Below are 22,139 nucleotides of genomic sequence, written 5' to 3' on the forward strand. Positions count from 1 at the left end.
TTTTAGGCTTTCGTGTAAAATTTACTCCTTAACAGGGTACACAGCCCGTAAACACTTCGCTTTTACTGCAAAGCACAGAGGCAACATCTACTCGGGAAAAAACCATCGCAGTATCTACCTTGGGATGGCGGGGCTGGAGTCTTCTCCTATCCTATCCTCCCATTGGCGACACCGTGTCTATGGGCTGCTCCAAGTGAAATGAATTTTCGATTCTTACAACAACACCCCGAGCTAATATTATCTAGCCCGGGGTGTTGAAATTTACTTGATTTTCTCCATAACCTCGGTAACTTTCTCTACTACTAATGCGCTTGCGCCTTTGTCTTGTACTTTTTCCATCATCATGGCGATTAGAATGTCTTGGTCTTCTGAAGGATAACCAACAAACCATCCGTTTTCTGCTCCATCTTCTTCATCCAATGTAAGCTTTAACTCGGCAGTTCCCGTTTTTCCTGCTACCGGGAAGGATGCATTTTTAGCGTAACTTGCAGTTCCTTCTGTTACAACTTTTCGCAATGTATCTCTAATAATGGCTGCTTGTTCTGGTGTTACTAAATTTTCTTTCCATACTTGTGATTTTTCTTCTTCCATTAAGATGACAGGCTTTAACATGATTCCATCATTTAAAAATGGTGTGTACATTGTGGCCATGTGAAGGGCGCTTGTTTCGATTTCTCCTTGGCCATAACTTGTATTTGCTACTAATACTTCACCATCTAGACTTCCGGTTGTTGAAATACTAGAAGAAGAAATTGGTAGATTAATTGGCAATTCCTCACCAAATCCAAATTGCTCAAGGCCAGTTACAAGCGCATTTCCGCCCATTTCGACACCTTTCATTGCAAAATAAATATTATCGGAGAGGGTCATTGCAGTTAATAAGTTAACAGGACTTGCACTTGCTACACGCGTTACCTTATAATCACCCCAGCCTTCACCATTACCCCAGGTTAATCCTTCAATTTCAATCTTTTCTTCTGGGTCAATAATCCCATTTTGTAGTCCAATTGCTGTTGTTATTGGCTTGATAACCGAACCAGGTGCATAGGTCGCATTGTTACGGTTAAATAATGGTTGATCCGGGTTGTTCTGTAATTCTTCCCAATCAGGTTGTGATATTCCATAAACCATCTTGTGTGGATCGAAGGAAGGACTGCTGGCAAGTGCTAAGGTCTCTCCTGTTTTTGGTTCTATGGCTGCTGCAGTTCCTGATATATCATCAAATGATAAATAAAGCTCTTCCTGAACTGTACTATCAATAGTTGTATGAATGCTTTCCCCATTTTGGACTTCTACTTCAGCTAAAACAACATCATTTTCGCCTTCTTTTTGAACGTAAATCTTGACACCGTTTTTACCTTTTAGCCTATCTTCAAAAATACGTTCCAATCCGGTCTTTCCTATCATGTCATTGGCTGTATAAAGATTTGGATCTAATTCTTCTAAATCTTTGTCTGTAACTTTTCCAACATATCCAACTAGATGGGTAGCGGCTTCACCTAATGGATAAATTCGTCCTAAAGTTGTTTGCCCCATAATTCCGTTAACCTGCCATAGCTGATCTAGTAATTCTGTATCGGATTTAGGAATTTTCTTGTTTAATGGAACAAACATATCCGGCTGTACCCAGTCCGCATTAAGGGCCTTATCAATGGAATCAACAGAAATATTTAATAAAGAGGCAATCTTCTTCTTATTTGCATCCGGATTATCTCCAAGTTTTCCAGGTACAATTCCGATATCCCACACCTCACCGTTTAGTGCCAATGGGAGTCGATTACGGTCTAAAATTTCACCACGGGTGGGTTCTGTGGTAGCAATTCTTATATCTCCACCATCTTTAATGTGAGGAAAGATAAATCCGGGATCCCAATTAATAAACCAATCTTTTTCTTCTTCTTCTCCTTGTTGCGTAAGGGTGACTTCGTAGTCAAAAGTAATGGGTCCTGCCATCGAGTCCATTTTTACCGAAAATGGTAAGGTTGCAGTGCCTTCTTCCATCGCAAGCTCAAGCTTTTCCTCCGATAACTTGGTGTAAGAAATTTCTACATTATCTATTTCTAAATCATCATAAACTTTCTGATAACGATCTATGTATTGATCAGTTGGATAAGCTTCTTTCGAATCAAGAGTTAGCATATCATACATGTTTGTAAAATTACTCTCACTCCAAAGTTTTACATAATCATCAAAACGTTCATGTGGTGTTACTTCATCTTCTGAACATCCTGCAATGAACAATATAGAGGTAATAACTATTAATATAAAGCGTTTCATTTTAATCCCCCTGATTAATGAATTTACTTCAACACATATTATACCATCTATGCTAAATGATAAAAGAATAAAAAGTCATCTGACTTTTCGCCAGATGACTTGATTATATTTTATTTTGCCTCCATATGGGCCTTGATCTCAGTAGATATCCGATTAAACTCAGAATCTGGAACAATGTAATACCATATCGATCCAATAATTTGACCACTACCTGAGATTTGCATGGTTTCAATATTTGCTCTCGTTCCTAAGTAATTGGAAAATAGATTTTGGATGTTTTTCATTTGAAGATCTGTGTTTACATTATCGCCAAGAATCTCAAGGATATCTCCTACTTTAGTTATGCTAGTAAAACTTGCTGCTTCATTCATTGCTGCAGTAATAACGGCACGTTGTCTTTCATTACGTCCCATATCTCCTTGAGGATCACTTTTACGCATTCGAACGTATGAAAGTGCTTCTTCTCCGTTTAAATGTATTTCACCTACAGGGAAATTAATCCCATCTTGTGTGAATTCCATTTTATTGTTAATGTTCACGCCACCAAGTACATCAACACCTTGTTCAAAACCTTCCATATTGACCTTTCCATAAAAGTGAACTGGGAGATCAAATGCTTCTTCCACCGTTTGAACAGATAGTTCTACATCACCAAAGGCATAGGCATGGTTTATTTTATCCATTCCACGTCCAGGGATATTAACGTATGTATCTCGTGGTATGCTTAACATTTTCATGGAGTTCGTATTTGGATTTAAGGACATTAGAATCATCGTATCAGAACGTCCCTTATCCCCATCACGTTCGTCAACACCTAATAATAGAACATTTAGTGATTTCTTATCTTTAAATATGTCTTTAATTTCTTTTTGGCGTTCTGGATCCTGGTCCCTATCTAGCGGTTCGTGCATATCGCCTACTGTGTCGTGAATCTTATCCCACACATACCATGCAAAGCCTCCACCAATAAGTAACAATGCTAGGAGGATTCCTCCAACCCAATATGGCCATTTTCTTTTTTTCATTTTCTTGTTTTCCACTCTCGATTTAGCCACTTTTAAAATCTCCTTATAATTACTAACTTTTGGAAATAATTATATCGAATCCTGTCGTATTAGTCTATCTCAAACTCAGAGTGATTACTCATTATTTTTAGAAACTGGATGTGCCGTAATAATGTAACGATCTGGTGCATTGCCAATGAAGTTAAATGGATAGCAAGTGGTTAGTGTTAATACTTCATTAGGATAAGTTGGTGCAATTACGGTTCGATCATCAGCGCTCACGATATACGTATCCACTATTTCATAAGAAAAATCCCCATAAGGTAATTTGATTGTTAAGATGTCACCAAGTTCTAATTCACCCATCCGACGAAAAACTGTTTCACGGTGTCCAGATAACACAATTTGATCTTGTTGAAGCGGATATGCTGTTCCTTTATAATGTCCAACCCCTTTATCTAATTCATCTGGATCGGTTCCTTCTACTATAGCGATGTCTGCTTCCAGTTTTGGGATGTGAAGGAGTCCGACTGTTTCTCCAGTGACAGGGTTAAAGTTGGATGGGATAGTTGAACCTGTTTCCTCTTTAGTACTATTTATTTGGTTATCTTCTATTGGAGATTCTTCTAGTAGAGATTTGGCTTCTGCTAATGCTTCATTTTGATTAGCATTTGTTTTTATGAATTCATATAAGCCTATTCCGACAAAAACAAAACCGACAATGATAATTAAAAGGGCAATTTTTTTCATTTAGGACGAACTCCCTATAATTTATTTTTCATCTTACGATTGATTGTAGCACATTACTAAACATTTATAGTCGTGATATATAGGTATTTTAACATCTTTGTTGTTTCTAATAAAGAACATATTGTTCTTTAAAAAGCATGAAATAGTAAGTAATTGAAAGAAAATAAAAGAAAAGGAGAGCAAAACATTTAAATAGGTTAAAATTCGGGCGTATTTGGGGTTTTTCTTTCTGAGTATTATATCCTATACTTCAATTAAGGTTGTTCTTTATAAGGAACAAAAATGTCTTATTAAAGAACAATTGTGTTTAGCTAGTTAGATACATAAGGGAAGGTAAAAATTTCCAATTATCTTCTCAGTACGTTTAGAATGGCGCAATCTAAACGTATAACGTTCTTAATAACGAATATAGGGAGGAATTTGAGAATGAGTATTAAAAAGAAATTAGGTATGGGTATTGCAACAGCTGCACTAGGAATCGCATTAGTTGGTGGAGGAACATTTGCTTACTTTAGTGACACAGAAGTATCAAACAATTCATTTGCTGCAGGTACTTTGGATTTAGCAGTTAATCCATCTGTTGTTATTGATGTTGATAACTTAAAGCCTGGAGATACAATGGTACGTGAATTTGTATTAGAAAACAATGGTTCTTTGGACATTTCTACAATAGATCTTGGAACTGTATATAATGTTATCGATGCTAATAATAATAACACTGATGATTTTGGAAAGCACATTAAGGTTCTATTCTTAGAGAATGCTGATAAGACAGGTGATGGTTGGGTAATTGGGGATTATAATGATGTAATCTCTGAAACTACATTGTATGACCTACAAAATATGACTCCAGATGCATCTGAAAACTTACAGTCTTGGATCACTTGGTTACTTGGATTGAACGGTGAAGATAGTGGTCTAGCAGCTGGAGATAGCGACCAAATGTACGTAGCATTCGAATTCGTTGATAATGGTGAAGACCAAAACGAATTCCAAGGCGATGCTTTAGAGCTTGAGTGGACTTTCACTGCACACCAAACTGAAGGTGAACTTAGATAATTAATTTATAACATAGAGAGGAGAACTAACCCTTCTCCTCTTATCCATTTTAAGTATCATACATAGATATTTGAATCATAAATTAGCTTTAATAATCATATAAAAGGGGATGTAGCAAATTGAGTATCAAGAAGAAATTAGGAATGAGCGCTGTTGCTGCTGCGTTAGGAATCAGCTTAATCGGTGGCGGAACTTTTGCATACTTTAGTGATACTGAAGTAACTAACAATTCATTTGCTGCTGGAACGTTAGATATTCATTTAAAAGGTGTAGATGATAGAGAAGAAGTGGATTTAAGCATTGATAATATGAAGCCTGGTGATTGGAAAGTTCACCAAATTCGTGTTTATAACGGCGGAAGTCTAGATGTTAATGATGTAAAGCTAAATGTAGATTATGAAGTTACAGATGCAGATGATAACAATGATGGAGAAGATTTTGCAGACCATATCTTAGTTCATGTTACTAAGATGGGATCAAATGAGGTAGTTGCAAATTGGGTACCTCTATCTCAACTTGAAGATGTTATTGTAGCAGAGGATTTAAAGCCAACTTCAAATAAACCATATCAAACCGATAATCGACAAGTACTTAGATTTGACTATAAATTCAATGACAATGGTGAAGACCAAAACATCTTCCAAGGTGATGGAATTGACTTCGAGCTATCATTTGAAGCAAGTCAAAAGGAAGGCGAACTTAGATAATATTAGTTGAACATGGGTGAAAGGTGTGGGGCTTCTTTCACCCATTTCTAAGTAATATATTATTTTGCTTTCTTAAGATTTAGCAAGTCTGCAATTTTTAATAAAGCAAAATAAAGTCGTCTTAAAAGGAGGGAAGGTCTTTGGAAATGAGTCGCCTTCAAAAATACAAGAATCTAAAGAAAAAGAAGTTAGTATTATTTAGCAAAATTATTGTGGCATTCTATCTAGTAATCTATTCATTTAGCTATCTAACAGGAGGAACGATAGCATACTTTAGTAATTCAAATCAAGGTTATGTAAGTTTAACTGCTGGTACATGGTTTGATGGGAGTAAACTAAAATTTGTTGGTAATAATGGAACTGATGTTGACCAATCTTGTCCCACAGTTGAAATCTCAGCAGATTTCATGAATGTAGGTCATAAAATGCAAGGACCAACTAAATACGAAGTTTACTATACAGAGCAAGGGAGTAATGGTGGCGGATCGCCAGAAAATCATGGTTCCCCAATTTATGCAGGACAAATTCAAGCTTTAGAAAAGGACGAAGTAATAACACTATCTTTTGTAACAGAAAATGAAGGATTTTATGTATTTAAAGTATACCAACGAGAAGGCTTTGAAGGAAAAGATAAAGAAAAAGAAATTTGGAGCAATAAATTTAAGATTCAATGTAAAGATGATAAAGATAAAAACAACAAGAATGAAGAATTCCCAGAAAAAGACACCGTAACAAGTGAAAAAGCTGTAGAAGAATCTTCACAGCCCGAAGAACAAAAGAATAACGAAATAGGAATAGTTGAAGAACCAACTGATGAGCCAGTTGAATCAGATACTTCTAAACAAGATTCAACTAAGGACAAAAATAATCAATCAAATGAACAAAATGACAATACTACAGAAGATGTGCCAGAAAAACAAGGTAATACAGCAGAAGAAACATCGAGTGAAGGAGCAACTAATACGAACAATCAACCTGATGGGGAAGGTGAAACGAATGAAGAAACCGATTAAGAAAAAAATACTAAATATCATTAACCACCTAACGACAGTTGTTCTATTATTACTATTAATTAGTATGATGTTCTTCGTTATTTCATCTAAAGCATCTGGCGGAGAACCTGAGGTGTTTGGTTATCAGTTAAAGACTGTACTTTCCGGTTCCATGGAGCCAGGTATTAAAACAGGTTCGATAATAGCAGTGAAACCGGGCGGAGATATGACAAGATTCCAGCCAGATGATGTTATCACGTTTATGGAGGAAGATGGAAAGTTAGTTACCCACAGAGTAACCGAAGTAATAGCAAGCGGGGACAGTATCATTTATCGCACAAAAGGGGATAACAACAATGCAGAGGATATTAATCCAGTACTGTCTGAAAATGTAGTTGCGGAATATAAGGGGTTTACTATTCCATATGTGGGATATTTTATAAACTTTTCACAGTCTAAAAATGGTGCTTTTCTTCTATTAATTCCTGGATTCCTTTTACTTGGGTATGCCGGAATCAGCATTTGGAGAGCAATAAGAGAATTAGAATTGCCTAAAGAAAGTGTTAAAGAAGAAGAAAAAAGTAGTAGTTTAACATAATTAGGATGATAAATCTTGCCTGAAGAGGGGGCAATTAAATGAAACGGATTTTATTGATTATCGTATTCGGTGCTTTATTTAGTATTATGTTTAGCCCCATATTAAGCTTTGCTGATGATTCTGTAGATTCAAATGAAAAATACAATATTGATCTAAGTCTAACTCCTGGAGAAGTATTGTTCAATATTGAAAATATGAAGCCGGGGGATTGGGCTCCAAGAGATATTGTGGTTAAGAATAATGGGAAACTGGATTTTGAGTATCAGATGCATATTAAAAATGAAGGCGACGATAAGCTGTATAATGAGCTATTATTAGAAATTAAGGATGCAAAAACTACATTATATAGTGGGAAGTTAGCAGACATTGATAAGCTTTCACCAAGGTTTCTTAAAGTAGACGATAGTGAAGAATTGCAATTTACTATCCGCTTCCCAGAACATCTAGGAAATGAATTTCAGGGGCTCAGTGTAAACTTTCAATTACAATTTGTTGCTGAGAAAAGCAGTGCACCTACAGAACCAGAAAATCCTGAAGACCCGGAAGATCCTGAAGACCCAAATAATCCAGAAGATGATAAAGAGCAGCCAGGTGGTTCAAAAGATGATTCTGGTAAAGGTGGAAAAAAGAAGGACGTTGAAAGTGTAAGTGGTGTTGTAAACAATAATAACTCTGGGGGGCAACTCCCTGATACCGCGACAAACATGTTTAATTTTATCATCATTGGGGTAAATCTGCTACTAGTTGGTGGACTAATATGGATGATATCAATCAAAAGAAAGTCTAAAGTTAGGCGAGTATAGGTAAGTTCCCATTATTTTACAATATTTGCAACTATTTTTATCAAAACTAGTTGCTTTCTGACAAAACAAGACACACACAAAGTACTAGTTCTTTAGTATAATGAGTTTAGAAAATATTCCATCTATACAAAGGCAAACTCATTGGAAAATGAGGACGCAAAGTTTCAGATCCAATGCTTATGAATGGATGGCTGGGCTGCATAGATAGTAAGTAATGGGGGATGGGAAATTGAATAAAGTTCAAAATGGGTTAAAACTTGATTATGAGTGGATTAAATTAATCAAGGAGGCAAAAAATCTAGGAATGAGCGTTGAAGAAATCCGTCTATTTCTTGCAGAGTCGAAATAGTTACATATTACTTTAGTTGTAATTTTCGTACTTTATATAGAACTACTCACCCATTTGTGTTATAATTCGCTTGAAAGAGGTGAGTCGACTTGATCGGAGAAAAAATAAAACAACTACGTAAAGAAAAAAAAATGTCTATATCTGAACTTGCCGAAAAAGCTAATGTTGCAAAATCTTACTTAAGTTCAATCGAACGAAACCTCCAGTCGAATCCATCCATCCAGTTTATCGAAAAAATAAGTACCGTTTTAGGTGTTTCTGTAAATGAACTTATAAATGAAGGTGAATCAGTAGAACTTGAAGATTTAGACGGCGAATGGCTAAGTATTGTGAAGGAAGCCATGGAATCAGGTGTAACAAAAGAAGAATTTAAAAACTTCTTGGAATTTAATAAATGGAGAAAAAACCAAAATTAAGACCGTAGGAAACTGCGGTTTTTTATTTTGTGCATTTTTTGGTATAGTAAACTAGAACTTATTAATGAAATATGGTGGAATTATGCAGAAAAACTATTTATATTGGCTCTTGCCAACATCCTGGATGGCGATCGTTTTCTTCTCATCATCAACACCATATGAAAAACAGGATATAAAACCAATTCTATCAGATATGATTGATTTATCTATATTGCAGCCTTATGTTAGTTGGGTATCTTTCCAATATAACCATTCAGAGGTCAGCATTAATGCTTTAGGAGTGAACGGTCTCATAGAATTTTTCATTCGGAAAGGTGCACATTTTGGAACATTTTTTATATTAATGATCCTTTTTTATATAGCTTTTCGGAAAACCGCTAAATGGCCATTACATAAAATTCTAGTTATCTCATTTTTTAGTACCATTGCATATGCTATCATAGATGAAATCCATCAAGGATTCACACCAAACAGAACCCCTTATATTGGTGATGTTATGATAGATGGTTTTGGTACTTCAATAGCATACTTGATTCTATTGTTCTGGAAAAGAAAAAAAATTAGTGAATTGTCATAATTTGTTAATGAAATTAGTAGACTTTATGGTATGATTAGTTCTATAATCCTATAACACTTGGTCAGGGCGGTAATGTAATGGTTGAACGCGAGTTTTTTAAGAATATGATGAAAAAAGTAATTGATGATACTGAAAAGAATAAAATACGTTCTTCTGATGAGTTAATCCAAACATTAATTAAAGAATTAAGTGATCAAAAAACGATTACACAAAGTAAACGAATGATAAATTAGAGCTTAGGGGCTATCATCATGTAAATGGTGTAGTCCTATTTTTTATTAGAGCAAATACCAGTAACTTCCATTTAGTACGTACGAAACTGGACATTCCTACATACCATGTGCTAATTTGAGAATGTGAATTGAGAAGGGTAGGGACTATACATTGATTGAAAAAGAATCATTTTTAATTAAAAATGTAAACATATATGTAGAAGATGAAATAATAGATCGTGGTAAACTGTTAATCTCACAAGGGAAGATTAGTGCTATCTATACGGAAAATGAACAACCTAATAGCTATCCAAGTCGATTTAAAATCTTGGATGCAGAGGGACTAAATGCTGTTCCAGGGTTTATTGATGGGCATATCCATGGAGCAAATGGATCCGATGTGATGGATGGAACCGAAAAAGCCCTAGATTCTATTGCAAAGGTTCTTCCACATGAAGGTACCACAAGTTTTTTGGCAACTACGATTACACAATCAAAAGAAAACACTGAACGTGCACTTGTAAATGTTGCAAACTATCATTCTAAAGAGGGTTATGCTGAAATAATCGGTATTCATTTAGAAGGACCTTTCATTGAGCCGAATAAAAAAGGTGCACAACCATTGGAACATATTCGGAAACCAGATATTGAACTGTTTGATAGATGGCAGGGACTATCTAACAATACGATTAGAACCATAACGATAGCACCTGAACATGATGAAGATGGTTCATTTATTAGGCATTTAAGAGAAAATGGTGTCAATGTTTCAGCCGGGCATACAGATCTGGATTTTAAAGGTATGAAGGAAGCAGTTTCCAACGGGGTTAATCAGGTTACACATCTCTGTAATGCAATGAATGGTATTCACCATCGTGATGTAGGAGTTGTGGGAGCTGCTTTCTTTCTAAAAGAGTTACATGCTGAGCTAATTGCAGATGGAATTCATGTTGCACCAGAAATGTTACAAATAATATATCATAATATGGGTAGTGAACGATTACTATTAATTACAGATGCAATGCGTGCGAAATGTCTAAACACTGGTACATTTGACCTTGGAGGACAGAAGGTAATAGTAGACGAAGAAAGAGCTGTTCTCGAAGATGGAACCTTAGCAGGCAGTATTTTAAAAATGAAAGATGCTATACAAAATATGCTAAAGCTTGATGGGGTCGAATTTAAAGACGTAATTAAAATGGCAAGTATTAATCCCGCCAAACAACTTAAGGTTTTTGACCGCAAAGGCAGTATTGCAGTAGGGAAAGATGCCGATATTTTATTAGTAGATGATGAATTTATGATAAAAGAAACATTTTGCCGTGGAGTAAAGTCTAATAGGGCGGGCAAACTGATGTAAGGATTATTGCAGATGAACGACATTGTCTAAAGTGAAAAAGTAAAAATAAAAAAACATGGCGTTCCCAATTATATGGTGCGCCATGTTTTTTTGTTGAGCACTGGTTTCCGGTACCAGATTGAAGTGTAGTCATTCCTTCGTACTCTCCACTTCAATCTCCACATACTTCTCCTCAACTGGTTCAATAACAGCCTGTCCACTTGTCAAATCTATCATCCACTCCTGAAAAGTTGTTTCCTTTCCATCTTCCACAAATACAACAAATTCTACATTTTCCAAATAATTAATAGTTTCTAGTATATGTTCTGAGTTTCTTATTTCATTTTCTAGTTTTCCTAGTAAAGCATAATCAACTATGATAGAGAAGCCTTTCATTAATTGTCTTTTCATAATGCCGACAGCTTTTATAGCTTCTGAGGTAGAACTACCATATGCGCGGATTAGTCCACCTGCACCAAGTTTTATTCCGCCAAAATATCGAGTTACAACGACTGCTGTATCCTTAAGATTTTGTTTCTTTAGAACTTCTAGCATAGGTACCCCAGCTGTACCACTAGGTTCACCATCATCATTTGCTTTCTGTATTTGATCATGTTCACCTATCATATAGGCAGAACAGTTATGTGTCGCATCGTGATATTTCTTTTTCATTTGTTGTATAAAAGATTGTGCTTCTTCTTCTGATTCAACTCGTTTCAAGGTACCAATAAACCTAGACCTTTGAATGACGATTTCATGGGCACCACCATCTTTTTTAACAGTATAATATTTTGATAACAATGGAAGAGTCCTCCTATTTATAGTATTAGGTAGATAGAAAAGAACTATATTCTTTCCCTCCTGTATAATAAAAACTAATCCGTTCACTAAAAAATAAGCGAATATGAGTTTTTCTTATAAAATTATAATAAAATCTGTTTATTAAATGAAAAGTTTGGGTATTATCTACTAGGGTTTCATAAATATTTATACATATTTTAAAAGTTTTTTCCATATAACCCTATAAAAAAAACGTAATAGCACGTATAATTATACCATAGGTTGGTGAGTGCTGATGGCAGTGAAAACTAGGGATAAAGATTTAGATTATATCCTTGATGAAATGGTCGATGTCGTTGAAAATAGTAAAGGCGAAATTTTTCACATTAGTGAAGAGGCTCGTTCGGAACATGAGCAATTGCTTAGGGAATTAGAGTATACGAAGCAAAAAGTTCTCGAATATATAGAGGACGGAGACAAGCTTGAGCAAAATGTTCGCTATTCTAGAAAACGTTTATCGGAAGTAAGCAAGTATTTCGATCGCTATTCAGAGGAAGAAATTCGCGAGGTTTATGAATCTACTCATGAGCTTCAAACTAAATTAGCAATGCTTCGTCAGGAAGAAAGAGCTTTACGAATGAAGCGTGATGATTTAGAAAGAAGACTACAAAACCTAGACAATACGATTAAACGCGCTGAAAACCTTGCAAACAAAATTTCGATAATACTCACTTACATAACTGACGATTTTAGACAAGTAAATGAAATGATTGAAGAAGCAAAAGAAAAACAGGAATTTGGTCTGAAAATTATTGAAGCACAAGAAGAAGAACGTAAACGTATTTCTAGAGAAATCCATGATGGACCAGCTCAAATGTTAGCAAATATTTTGCTTCGTTCAGAACTTGTTGATCGTACATTTCGAGAAGGCAGTCCTGATGATGCATTGGCTGAGATTAAGAGTATGCGCAAGATGGTCCGCTCATCACTTTATGAGGTTCGACGTATTATTTATGATTTAAGACCAATGGCACTTGATGACTTAGGCTTAATTCCTACGATAAAAAAATACATCAATACAACCTCTGAATATAACAATGTGAAAATAGAATTTACCTCTATTGGAGAAGTAAAACGTATTAATCAAAAATACGAAATTGCATTTTTTAGACTTGCACAAGAAGCAATCCAAAATGCTGTTAAACATGCAGAAGCCACATTAATTACAGTGAAAATTGAAATCTGCACAAGAAACTTAAATCTAGTAATTACCGATAATGGTAAAGGCTTTGATCCTAACATTAAAAGAGATAAATCTTTTGGATTAATGGGTATGAAAGAGCGAGTTGAAATGTTTGATGGTATAATAGATATTAAGTCAACAATCGGAATAGGCACAAATATAGCAATACGAGTTCCTTATGAAAGAGCTCTTATATAAAAAATAGAGATAAAAGATTATTGTCTATCATGGAACGTAATAGGGGAATTTTTAATATTGCGTATTGGGGAGGAAAAGACAATGAGTTTCGAAAAAACAGTTAATATAATATTAATTGATGATCACAAATTATTCCGTGAAGGGGTAAAGCGTATTTTAGAATTTGAACCATCGTTTAATGTTGTGGCAGAGGGTGATGATGGTATCATGGCTGGTAAGCTTGTAAAAGAATACAACCCAGATGTCATTCTAATGGATATCAACATGCCAAATATGAATGGTGTACAGGCTACTGCAGAACTAGTCCGTAACCATCCAAATTCAAAGGTAATCATTCTTTCTATACATGATGATGAAAGTTATGTAACACACGCTCTTAAGACTGGTGCACAAGGATATTTATTGAAAGAAATGGATTCAAATTCATTAATTGAAGCAATTAAAGTAGTAAGTGAAGGTGGGTCATACTTACATCCAAAAGTAACCCACAATTTAGTGCAAGAATACCGTCGATTAGCAAAAGAGACAGTAGCAGTTGGAGTAGGTAATCACCGAGTGGAGTACCATCGTCCATTACATTTACTAACAAAGCGTGAATGTGAAGTTCTACAGCTTCTTGCAGATGGAAAAAGTAATCGAGCTGTTGCAGAAGCGTTATACATTAGTGAAAAAACAGTAAAAAACCATGTAAGTAACATACTCCAAAAAATGAATGTGAACGACCGTACCCAAGCAGTTGTATCTGCAATCCGTAAAGGTTGGGTTGAGGTTTTATAATGAAATATATTAAAATGAGAATCGCTCTTTTAATTTAAGAGAGGATTCTCATTTTTTATAGTCTATTTAATATCGAAAACATTTTGTACTCCCTCTTCGTCCATTCACAGGATAAGGAAGAGAGAAATCGTTCCCTTCCCTGTTATCCCTTACGAAGCATTTCGGTACAAATAACATCAAAACATCACCTGCTTTTTATGTCCAAATCCTTCTCTGGTGTCAATATTATCTTTAAAGCTTGTTTCAATGTACTAAAAGTTGGAATTTCTTTGAAGTTATTTTGATATTGAACAATCGACTGTGCAACTTCGGGTTTTACACCTGAAATTGCGGTGGTAATCCCTAATACTTGAAGCAAATAAATTACCTGGCAAAGATCGTTAGCTAGATTAGAATCCAAGAAAGGTATCCCAGATAAATCGATAAATAAATATTCAACATGTGATTCTACTACTTTTTCGGGGACTGTTTCATATAGATGTTTCATTCTTAGCCTATCTACATTTCCGTTTAATGGTAATATGGCAATCCTATCACTGATAGGAATGACTGGCGTACTTAGCTCATTAATTAAGTCCTGTTGACTAGATAAACGTTGCTTGGTTAAAGTATAGTGCATTTCAGAGTACAATGTAGTCAATTTATTGAAAACATTATTAAAGAGATTAAGCCAACGGATAATGTCATCTTTGGTTATCTGATCTTCATTAACATGGATAAATGAGTAAGTATATTCGAAAAATATTTCCTTTGCATTGTTAATGGCATGAATAACTTCATGTAAAGGTGTATCAGTTTTTACTCTACTTTCCGAAACTACATGCACCCACTCATTTATGTAGTTGTCTACTACTGCTTGATCGTTGAGCAAAGCACTCATTGCTGTTTTATTTGTAAGAGTATTCTGCTCTCTGAGCATTTGTACAACATTCATATTCGTGTCAGCAGAATAAATGGATCCTTCCTCCACCTTCCGCGTATTTAACCATTTGTCAGTGATAGAAGTAATATTACGTAATAGAAAATCATATAGTTGTTTGTCTATTTCATTCATTATGAAACCTCATCATTAATAATATTTATACTTTTAAATTTATTTACATAAGATTAACATATTTTAAGTGAATACGTGATATTTAATGCGAATAATTTTTAATCTGTTTTCTCTTCTACATACGATGGTGCATTTTTTTATACATTCATGTAAAATATAAGAAGCGAACAATACAAGATATATAAATAATAGGGGAGGATGTTGGAATGAAGGTTGCTGTAATGTCTGACAGTACAGCGTATATCCCTGAAGATATGCGTAAAGCTTATGGGATACATATGATTCCTCTGAGTGTGAATTTTGGGGATGAAACGTATCAAGAAGAAGTTGATATTACCACCAAGGAATTTTATCAAAAGATAAGAGATGTTAAAGAACTACCAACTACATCACAACCTGCAATTGGACTTTTTACACAAAAGTTAGAAGAGCTCAGTAAAGATTATGATGCAGTTATCTCAATTCATTTATCTAGTGGTATAAGTGGAACATACCAAGCTGCAGTAAGTGCTGGCGATATGGTTGAAGACATTAAGATGTATGCTTTTGATTCAGAAATTAGTTGTATGGCTCAAGGATTTTATGCGCTTGAGGCAGCTGAAATGGCGAGAGAAAATAAATCTGCAGAGGAAATCATGGAGCGTCTTAACGAAATGAAGAAAACGATGCATGGTTACTTTGTTGTAGATGATTTGACAAACCTTCACCGTGGAGGAAGATTAAGTGGGGCACAAGCACTTATGGGAAGCTTGCTCCAAGTGAAGCCCGTGCTACATTTTGTAGATAAGCTCATTGTTCCATTTGAAAAAATTCGCACACGCAAAAAAGCGATAAACCGCGTAATGGGCCTTGTTGAAGAGGATGCTAAGGCAGGGAAGATTGCCAAAGTTGTATTTGTTCATGCAAATCATGAGGAGCATGCATTAAGTTTACGAGATGAGTTTAATGAAAAATACCCTGACGTTGAAACACTGATTAGTTATTTTGGTCCAGTTATTGGTACGCATGTTGGGGAAGGTGCAGTTGGAGTTTGTTGGTATTATAAATAAGCAATCATTTTTATATTATAATTATTTGACTGCCAGGTATCTGGCAGTCCATATTATATAGAAAGCGAGTGAGTTAATGACCCCTAAAGTGAAAACCACTGATAGAATACCCTCTCAAAACCTCCGTCAATATGCTGGGAAATTGTTACTACAAAATGAAATTCCTCCTGAATTAGCTAGCCATTTAACGCAAATTCCATCGATTAAACGAAAAGTTCTATATCATGAGTGCCAGAGATGTGGCAATCAAAAGAAATTCTTGTTTGGGACGATTCCTTGTGCAAAATGTAAAAAACTCCATTTATATTGTAGAAATTGTGTGGAGATGGGGAGAGTAATGGCATGTGAGCCTTTATATTATTGGTCTGATGAGGATTCGATATGGACAAGCTATGATTCGCCATTAAGTTGGAAAGGTACCTTAACAGATACACAGCAAAAAGCCTCCGATCAACTTGTGGCAGCAATAATAGAGGGTAAAAAGGAATTTCTAATATGGGCTGTATGTGGTGCTGGTAAAACAGAAATGCTTTTTCAAGGAATCGAAGCGGGTCTTAAGCTTGGAAAACGAATATGTATTGCCACTCCTCGAGCAGATGTGGTACGGGAATTAAAGCCTCGTATCCAGGAAGCTTTTCAGAAAGTACCTGTACAGGCATTATATGGTGGCAGTGAAGATAAAGAAGGTTCATCTCAGTTAATCATTGCAACTACCCATCAACTTCGCAGATTCTACCAAACATTTGATATCGTGATTATCGATGAAATAGATGCTTTTCCCTTCCACAATGATGAGTCCCTTCCTTTTGCAGTAAATAGAGCCAAAAAAGAAAGAAACACTACCATATACTTAACAGCAACCCCAAGACAAAATCTACGACTGAGACTAGCACTGAAAAAACTTCCCCATACGTTTGTACCTGTTCGATATCATGGTAATCCATTGCCAGTTCCCACACTGAAAATCTGTTATTCCCTGAAAAAATCTTTACGAAAGCAAAAGATCCCAAAAATCTTATTGGAATGGATTACAAATAGAAAGAACCAATCGAGACAGCTACTCGTATTCGTATCGTCAATCAAGTTAACCAAAGATGTTAAAATTTTTCTCCAAAATTGTCTAGCCAGTCAACTAGGTGTAATTGTTTCTGTTCATTCAGAGGATGAACAGAGAGTCGAGAAGATAGAACTATTTAGAAATAAGAATATTGATGTCCTTGTAACTACCACCATATTGGAGCGTGGGGTGACATTCCCATCAGTAGATGTCGTGGTGTTAGATGCGGGACACGCTGTTTTTGATGAAGCGGCACTAGTTCAAATTGCTGGGCGGGCTGGCCGAAGTGCAGATGACCCAACAGGAGATGTTATTTTTCTCCATGATGGTAAAACCGATGCAATGGTTCAAGCGGTACATTCGATAAGAGCAATGAATAGAAGGGGAGGTTTTTCGTTGTGAATTGTCTTTGGTGTCATGAAGAATTGATAATGGAAGTTAATTGGAGTAATGTTACATTCCCTACAAAAGTACAACGAATTTGTGAAATATGTGAAAAAGAATTAGTGCTACTATCTGGAAATCGTTGTCGAAGGTGTAGTCGTGAAACAGAATCAGATGTTTGTAATGATTGTTTGTGGTGGGAGAACTATCATCAGGGGAAGGATGTAATAGAATATAATTACTCTGTCTTTCAATATACTTCCCATATTCAGGACATAATTGCAAAATGGAAATATCGTGGAGATTATGAGCTTGGGCATATATTCGAAAAAACTTTTTATCAACATTTTCAGCAAACATTTAAGGAGATAAAAAATGCTGTAGCGGTGCCAATTCCACTAAGTAGTGAGAGGATTCAAGAAAGATGCTTTAATCAAGCTAGTATGCTTACGGCATTTTTGCCTGTTCGAAAATTGGATATATTATCCCGAGTTCATGGCGAGAAGCAGTCCAAAAAAACACGTCAAGAAAGAATCTCCTCTGAGAACCCTTTTATTCTTCATCAAACACTAAACAATCCAGTGATTCTTGTCGATGATATATATACAACGGGTGCTACTTTACGTCATGCAGCTAGACTATTAAAAAAAGCTGGCTGTACTAATGTATATACGTACACATTAGTTCGTGGATAGTTGATATGATATGATATTGTAGTAAGGAGATAACCAAATGGCAGAATTAGCAAATTGCTTACAATGTGGGAAAGTCTTTGTGAAACAATTGAAAGACATTTGTCGTAATTGTTATAAAGAGGAAGAGGTAGCATTCAAGAAAGTATATGAATTTTTGAAGCAACAAAAGAACAGAGAAGCTACCCTTTATGAAGTAGTGGAAGCAACAGGGGTTGAGGAAACATTAATTACGAAATTTATTAAGGAAAAAAGACTACGTACTTCCATGTTTCCAAAACTAGGATTTCCATGTGAACGATGTGGCACATTAATCGTTTCTGGAAAGTTATGCATGAATTGTTCTGTAGAGCTAAAAAATGATTTACAACAACTTGAATCAATCGAAAAAATAGCCGAACGGAACAAAGAAGTAAAAACAAATCATGGTATTTACTATACACTTGATAAACATCGAAGATAATACTTTAAATTTGATAAAACTAACCGATAATAATGATAGATGTAAGTTCGACGTATGGTTGTTCGAAAAATGATGGGGTGATGTAATGAAGGTTAATGGACCGAATCAAACGAATTTTAATCCATATAAAAACCAAATACAAAAGCAGATGGAAATGAAAAAAGTTGGAAAGCAACAAGACCAGTTAGAAATTTCATCAGAAGCAATGAAGTTGCAAGAAAATACAAAAGTAAATGCTAAGCGTGAAGCATATGTACAAGAAATTAAGAATCGAGTAGATTCTGGACAATATGAGATTAATTATGAAAAGACTGCACAAAAAATGATCGATTTTTGGTCGAAGCAATAAGAGGGGGACGGCACCAGTGCCCGTACAATCAATTATTGAAAAACTAGAAAACTTAACAAAGATTCATCATCAGCTAATCGTGCTTTCTCAAGAGAAAACAGCGGTTGTTAAAAAAGGTAATGTTGAACAATTACAAACTATTTTGGTGAGGGAACGGAAAATTGTTCAACAATTAGAGCAGGCGGAACAAAGCCGTCAAAAGGAAGTAATTTCATGGTTTGCGAATCACGGAAAATCATCAGAAGATGCAACTATTACGAATTTGTTGAATCAACTAAAAGATGATTTCGAAAAGAAAAAACTTGAGGATAGTGCGGTACAGCTAACCGAATCTATTGTGAAATTGAAACAACAGGAACAGTTGAATATGGCATTAATTCAGCAATCGATGCAGTTTGTTCAACTTTCTATTGAACTAATGAGTCCTTCTTTGAAAAATATGAACTATGGTAAGGACAATCATCAACCAACCATGAATCGTTCCGTATTCGATTCAAAAGCTTAACGAAACTATAATGAAGGAGAAATTCAATGAGTACATTCCACGGATTGGAAATGGCGAAACGTGCGCTATTTACACAACAATCAGCTTTATATACAACTGGTCATAATATTTCAAACGCAAATACCGAGGGGTATACTAGACAACGTGTGAATTTTGAAACACTACCAGCATATCCAAATGGTGCACGGAATCGCCCGCAAATTCCAGGGCAACTTGGACAAGGTGTACAAGCTGGTTCTGTAGAGCGTATTCGTGATAGTTTCCTAGATTTGCAGTATCGAGCAGAGAATAGTAAATCAGGGTATTGGGAGACAATGTCCAATTCTCTTTACCGAATGGAAAGCTTATTAAATGAACCATCTGAAAGTGGTTTAGCAAATACAATGGATAAGTTTTGGCAATCGTTACAGGATTTATCTGTTGACCCTGAGAATGCTGGGGCAAGATCAGTAGTAGTTCAGCGTGGGCAAGCTGTTGCCGATACATTTAATTATTTAACTGGAAATCTAGAAACCATGAAGTCTGATATTCGTAGACAAGTAGATGTGACAATTAAAGACGCCAATTCATTAATACGTCAAATCAATCAGATTAATAATCAAATTAAAGAAACAGAGCCACATGGCTATCTAGCAAATGACCTTTATGATGACCGGGACCGCTTAATTGATGAATTATCAGGGATTGTTAATATAAAAGTACATCGCGTAGCCAGTGCGGAAAGTTCTCCAGATATTGCAGCTGGCCTTACACAGATTGAACTTGTCGATGATAATGGTAAGTCTCTACCAAATGGCCCAGTGTATCTGGTAGATCCTACTTCAGAATCAGGTTCTACCTATCAGGAATTTTCTCTAAATGAATCGGATGAAATCAATGAAATTCAAATTGGTAATAATATGTTGCAAGAGCTTCCATCCGGTTCATTAAAATCGTTGATTGAAGCTCATGGCTATGATGGTTCGAATCCAAATGCTGTTAGTTACAAGAATGTACTTGATAAGATAAATACGCTTGCACAAGAATTCGCCACTGCATTTAATGGTGTCCATGAAGGTGGATTTGATTTAAATGGAGATGCAGGCAAAGCATTCTTTGTAGTAGATAGTAACGGTAACTTAACAGTAGCTCAAGAAATAATGGATGATCCTGCTTTATTAGCGGCTAGTTCCGTTGCATTTGAAACGGGTAACGGTCAAAACGCATCAAATTTAGCAAATGTATTTGATGATAAAATAGGTGGTTCTTTAGGAGTAGATGCCTCCGTAAAGAGCTTCTATGAGGGGTTAATTGGAAGCCTAGGCGTCGCTGCACAGGAAGCTAACCGTATGGCAGCAAATACAGGTGCTCTTAAGTCACAGGTACAAGAGCAACGTATGTCTGTAAGTTCAGTTTCTTTAGATGAAGAAATGACAAATATGATTAAATTCCAGCATGCTTATAATGCTGCAGCTAGAAGTATGACCTCAATGGATGAAATATTAGACCGAATAATTAATAACTTAGGAATCGTAGGAAGGTAGGGAAAATAAATGCGCGTAACACAATCAATGTTATCGAACAATATGCTACGTAATTTGACCAATAGCTACAATAATATGGGCACATATATGGATCAACTTACAACTGGTAAGAAGATCAACCGACCTTCAGATGATCCGGTTATTGCTGTAAAAGGTATGGATTATCGTAGTCAGCTTGTAGAAGTAGAGCAATTTAAGCGGAACACAAATGAAGTTCATAACTGGATGGATAATTCAGATGATGCACTTGATCAAGCAACAAAAGCCCTTCAACGTCTACGTGAACTCGCTGTACAGGCTAGTAATGATACCTATGATTTAGAAGAACGCCATAAAGTCATGGAAGAAGTAAAACAACTAAAAACTCATCTCATTGACATTGGCAATACAAAAGTCAATGGAAAATACATCTTTAATGGAACTAATACAGACGTAAAACCAATTGATGGAGGTTACCCAACCAATACTACAGATGTCAATATTGAAGTTTCTAATGGAATTAAAATAAAAGTCAACGTTGATGCTGATGAAGTATTTGGTGAAGAAGCATTCGCAAATGTGGATAGTTTTATCACCGCATTAGAAAATGGTGACCAAGGTGAAATCGAAAAAAGTATCGCTCTTCTTGATGAAAACATTAATAATGTACTAAATGCGCGTGCAGACCTCGGAGCAAGAATGAATCGTCTTGAATTAATTGAACATCGTCTTGGCTCCCAAGAAATCTCCGCTACAGAAATGATGTCGAACAACGAAGATATTGATTACGAAAAAGTCATCACACAGTTAATCACACAAGAAAGTGTTCATCGTGCGGCACTCTCTGCTGGCTCACGAATTATACAACCATCATTACTTGATTTTCTACGGTAAACAAGACCCTAGCCCGAATAAGGGGTTAGGGTTTTGTACTTTGTTTTTTAGAAAATGATTGTTAGTTGTGGTTTTAGAGGAATGTAATATGGATAACCTCGGAGTAGCC

General features: G+C 35.7%; 25 protein-coding genes and 1 riboswitch. Of the genes, 20 read left to right on the forward strand and 5 right to left on the reverse strand.

Going from position 1 to position 22,139, the window contains the following annotated elements; all coding sequences use genetic code 11:
* Window positions 1–261 precede the first annotated feature (261 nt).
* The 3 genes from TY11_RS02770 to TY11_RS02780 form a co-directional block, all read right to left on the reverse strand.
* Entirely contained in the window at window positions 262–2,277 is a 2,016-nt protein-coding gene (locus TY11_RS02770) for a penicillin-binding transpeptidase domain-containing protein (protein ID WP_042142612.1), read from the reverse strand.
* Window positions 2,278–2,387: 110 nt separating this feature from the next.
* Window positions 2,388–3,302: an LCP family glycopolymer transferase gene (locus tag TY11_RS02775; RefSeq protein WP_042143085.1), complete on the reverse strand. Its 915-nt coding sequence runs from the start codon at window positions 3,300–3,302 to the stop codon at window positions 2,388–2,390.
* A 114-nt stretch (window positions 3,303–3,416) separates the two neighbouring features.
* Window positions 3,417–4,031, reverse strand: coding sequence for a class D sortase, LPxTATN-specific (locus TY11_RS02780; RefSeq protein WP_042142613.1), 615 nt, complete (start codon window positions 4,029–4,031; stop codon window positions 3,417–3,419).
* 426 nt (window positions 4,032–4,457) lie between these two features.
* Between TY11_RS02780 and TY11_RS02785 the strand changes: the two genes are divergently transcribed.
* The 10 genes from TY11_RS02785 to nagA all read left to right on the forward strand — a co-directional run bounded on the left by TY11_RS02785 (window position 4,458) and on the right by nagA (window position 11,104).
* Complete coding sequence (locus TY11_RS02785; protein ID WP_042142614.1) at window positions 4,458–5,090, forward strand: CalY family protein; 633 nt, start codon at window positions 4,458–4,460, stop codon at window positions 5,088–5,090.
* 119 nt (window positions 5,091–5,209) lie between these two features.
* On the forward strand, window positions 5,210–5,797 hold the full coding sequence (locus tag TY11_RS02790) for a TasA family protein (protein WP_042142616.1): 588 nt from the start codon (window positions 5,210–5,212) through the stop codon (window positions 5,795–5,797).
* Between the two features lie 146 nt (window positions 5,798–5,943).
* Window positions 5,944–6,810 (forward strand): amyloid fiber anchoring/assembly protein TapA, encoded by an 867-nt coding sequence (gene tapA, locus TY11_RS02795; RefSeq protein ID WP_231495770.1) that lies wholly within the window; start codon window positions 5,944–5,946, stop codon window positions 6,808–6,810.
* Window positions 6,794–7,387 carry a signal peptidase I SipW gene (gene sipW / locus TY11_RS02800; protein ID WP_042142620.1) on the forward strand — a complete coding sequence of 198 codons (594 nt, stop codon included), beginning with the start codon at window positions 6,794–6,796 and terminating at the stop codon, window positions 7,385–7,387. The genes tapA and sipW overlap by 17 nt, the downstream gene beginning before the upstream one ends.
* 38 nt (window positions 7,388–7,425) lie before the next feature.
* Entirely contained in the window at window positions 7,426–8,190 is a 765-nt protein-coding gene (locus tag TY11_RS02805; protein WP_042142622.1) for a TasA family protein, read from the forward strand.
* A 121-nt stretch (window positions 8,191–8,311) separates the two neighbouring features.
* A riboswitch (cyclic di-GMP riboswitch) is annotated at window positions 8,312–8,394 on the forward strand.
* A gap of 25 nt (window positions 8,395–8,419) precedes the next feature.
* Window positions 8,420–8,539 carry an anti-repressor SinI family protein gene (locus tag TY11_RS20015; RefSeq protein ID WP_081755810.1) on the forward strand — a complete coding sequence of 40 codons (120 nt, stop codon included), beginning with the start codon at window positions 8,420–8,422 and terminating at the stop codon, window positions 8,537–8,539.
* Window positions 8,540–8,628: 89 nt separating this feature from the next.
* Window positions 8,629–8,955 carry a helix-turn-helix domain-containing protein gene (locus TY11_RS02810; RefSeq protein WP_042142624.1) on the forward strand — a complete coding sequence of 109 codons (327 nt, stop codon included), beginning with the start codon at window positions 8,629–8,631 and terminating at the stop codon, window positions 8,953–8,955.
* Between the two features lie 82 nt (window positions 8,956–9,037).
* Window positions 9,038–9,532, forward strand: coding sequence for a VanZ family protein (locus TY11_RS02815; protein WP_042142625.1), 495 nt, complete (start codon window positions 9,038–9,040; stop codon window positions 9,530–9,532).
* A 77-nt stretch (window positions 9,533–9,609) separates the two neighbouring features.
* The gene (locus TY11_RS20620) at window positions 9,610–9,765 is read left to right on the forward strand and encodes a hypothetical protein (protein WP_197025047.1); all 156 of its coding nucleotides are present in this window, start codon (window positions 9,610–9,612) and stop codon (window positions 9,763–9,765) included.
* Window positions 9,766–9,919: 154 nt separating this feature from the next.
* Complete coding sequence (gene nagA / locus TY11_RS02820) at window positions 9,920–11,104, forward strand: N-acetylglucosamine-6-phosphate deacetylase (protein WP_042143087.1); 1,185 nt, start codon at window positions 9,920–9,922, stop codon at window positions 11,102–11,104.
* Window positions 11,105–11,233: 129 nt separating this feature from the next.
* Here the strand turns inward: nagA and TY11_RS02825 are convergent, their stop codons facing one another.
* Window positions 11,234–11,884, reverse strand: a complete 651-nt coding sequence (locus TY11_RS02825; protein WP_042142626.1) for a YigZ family protein — start codon at window positions 11,882–11,884, stop codon at window positions 11,234–11,236.
* A gap of 274 nt (window positions 11,885–12,158) precedes the next feature.
* Here TY11_RS02825 and TY11_RS02830 point away from each other — a divergent pair, with 274 nt between their 5' ends.
* The gene (locus tag TY11_RS02830; RefSeq protein ID WP_042142628.1) at window positions 12,159–13,304 is read left to right on the forward strand and encodes a sensor histidine kinase; all 1,146 of its coding nucleotides are present in this window, start codon (window positions 12,159–12,161) and stop codon (window positions 13,302–13,304) included.
* Between the two features lie 81 nt (window positions 13,305–13,385).
* A complete protein-coding gene (locus TY11_RS02835) occupies window positions 13,386–14,081 on the forward strand; it encodes a response regulator (protein WP_042143089.1) in 696 nt (231 codons plus the stop codon).
* A 184-nt stretch (window positions 14,082–14,265) separates the two neighbouring features.
* On the opposite strand, the gene TY11_RS02840 is transcribed toward TY11_RS02835, so the two are convergent.
* Entirely contained in the window at window positions 14,266–15,135 is an 870-nt protein-coding gene (locus TY11_RS02840; protein ID WP_042142630.1) for an STAS domain-containing protein, read from the reverse strand.
* A gap of 206 nt (window positions 15,136–15,341) precedes the next feature.
* Between TY11_RS02840 and TY11_RS02845 the strand changes: the two genes are divergently transcribed.
* The 8 genes from TY11_RS02845 (at window position 15,342) to flgL (ending at window position 22,030) form a co-directional block, all read left to right on the forward strand.
* Window positions 15,342–16,184, forward strand: a complete 843-nt coding sequence (locus tag TY11_RS02845) for a DegV family protein (RefSeq protein WP_042142632.1) — start codon at window positions 15,342–15,344, stop codon at window positions 16,182–16,184.
* A 76-nt stretch (window positions 16,185–16,260) separates the two neighbouring features.
* Window positions 16,261–17,643: an ATP-dependent helicase ComFA gene (locus tag TY11_RS02850; RefSeq protein ID WP_042142634.1), complete on the forward strand. Its 1,383-nt coding sequence runs from the start codon at window positions 16,261–16,263 to the stop codon at window positions 17,641–17,643.
* Window positions 17,640–18,320 carry a ComF family protein gene (locus tag TY11_RS02855; RefSeq protein WP_042142637.1) on the forward strand — a complete coding sequence of 227 codons (681 nt, stop codon included), beginning with the start codon at window positions 17,640–17,642 and terminating at the stop codon, window positions 18,318–18,320. The genes TY11_RS02850 and TY11_RS02855 overlap by 4 nt, the downstream gene beginning before the upstream one ends.
* Window positions 18,321–18,357: 37 nt before the next feature.
* The gene (locus TY11_RS02860; protein ID WP_042142639.1) at window positions 18,358–18,780 is read left to right on the forward strand and encodes a TIGR03826 family flagellar region protein; all 423 of its coding nucleotides are present in this window, start codon (window positions 18,358–18,360) and stop codon (window positions 18,778–18,780) included.
* Window positions 18,781–18,865: 85 nt separating this feature from the next.
* The gene (flgM, locus tag TY11_RS02865; RefSeq protein WP_042142641.1) at window positions 18,866–19,129 is read left to right on the forward strand and encodes a flagellar biosynthesis anti-sigma factor FlgM; all 264 of its coding nucleotides are present in this window, start codon (window positions 18,866–18,868) and stop codon (window positions 19,127–19,129) included.
* A 16-nt stretch (window positions 19,130–19,145) separates the two neighbouring features.
* Entirely contained in the window at window positions 19,146–19,634 is a 489-nt protein-coding gene (locus tag TY11_RS02870; RefSeq protein WP_042142643.1) for a flagellar protein FlgN, read from the forward strand.
* Window positions 19,635–19,660: 26 nt separating this feature from the next.
* A complete protein-coding gene (gene flgK, locus TY11_RS02875; protein ID WP_042142646.1) occupies window positions 19,661–21,157 on the forward strand; it encodes a flagellar hook-associated protein FlgK in 1,497 nt (498 codons plus the stop codon).
* A 9-nt stretch (window positions 21,158–21,166) separates the two neighbouring features.
* Window positions 21,167–22,030 carry a flagellar hook-associated protein FlgL gene (gene flgL, locus TY11_RS02880; protein WP_042142648.1) on the forward strand — a complete coding sequence of 288 codons (864 nt, stop codon included), beginning with the start codon at window positions 21,167–21,169 and terminating at the stop codon, window positions 22,028–22,030.
* Window positions 22,031–22,139: the final 109 nt, after the last annotated feature.

The organism is Paucisalibacillus algeriensis, from assembly GCF_000577245.1.
Lineage (GTDB): Bacteria > Bacillota > Bacilli > Bacillales > Amphibacillaceae > Ornithinibacillus.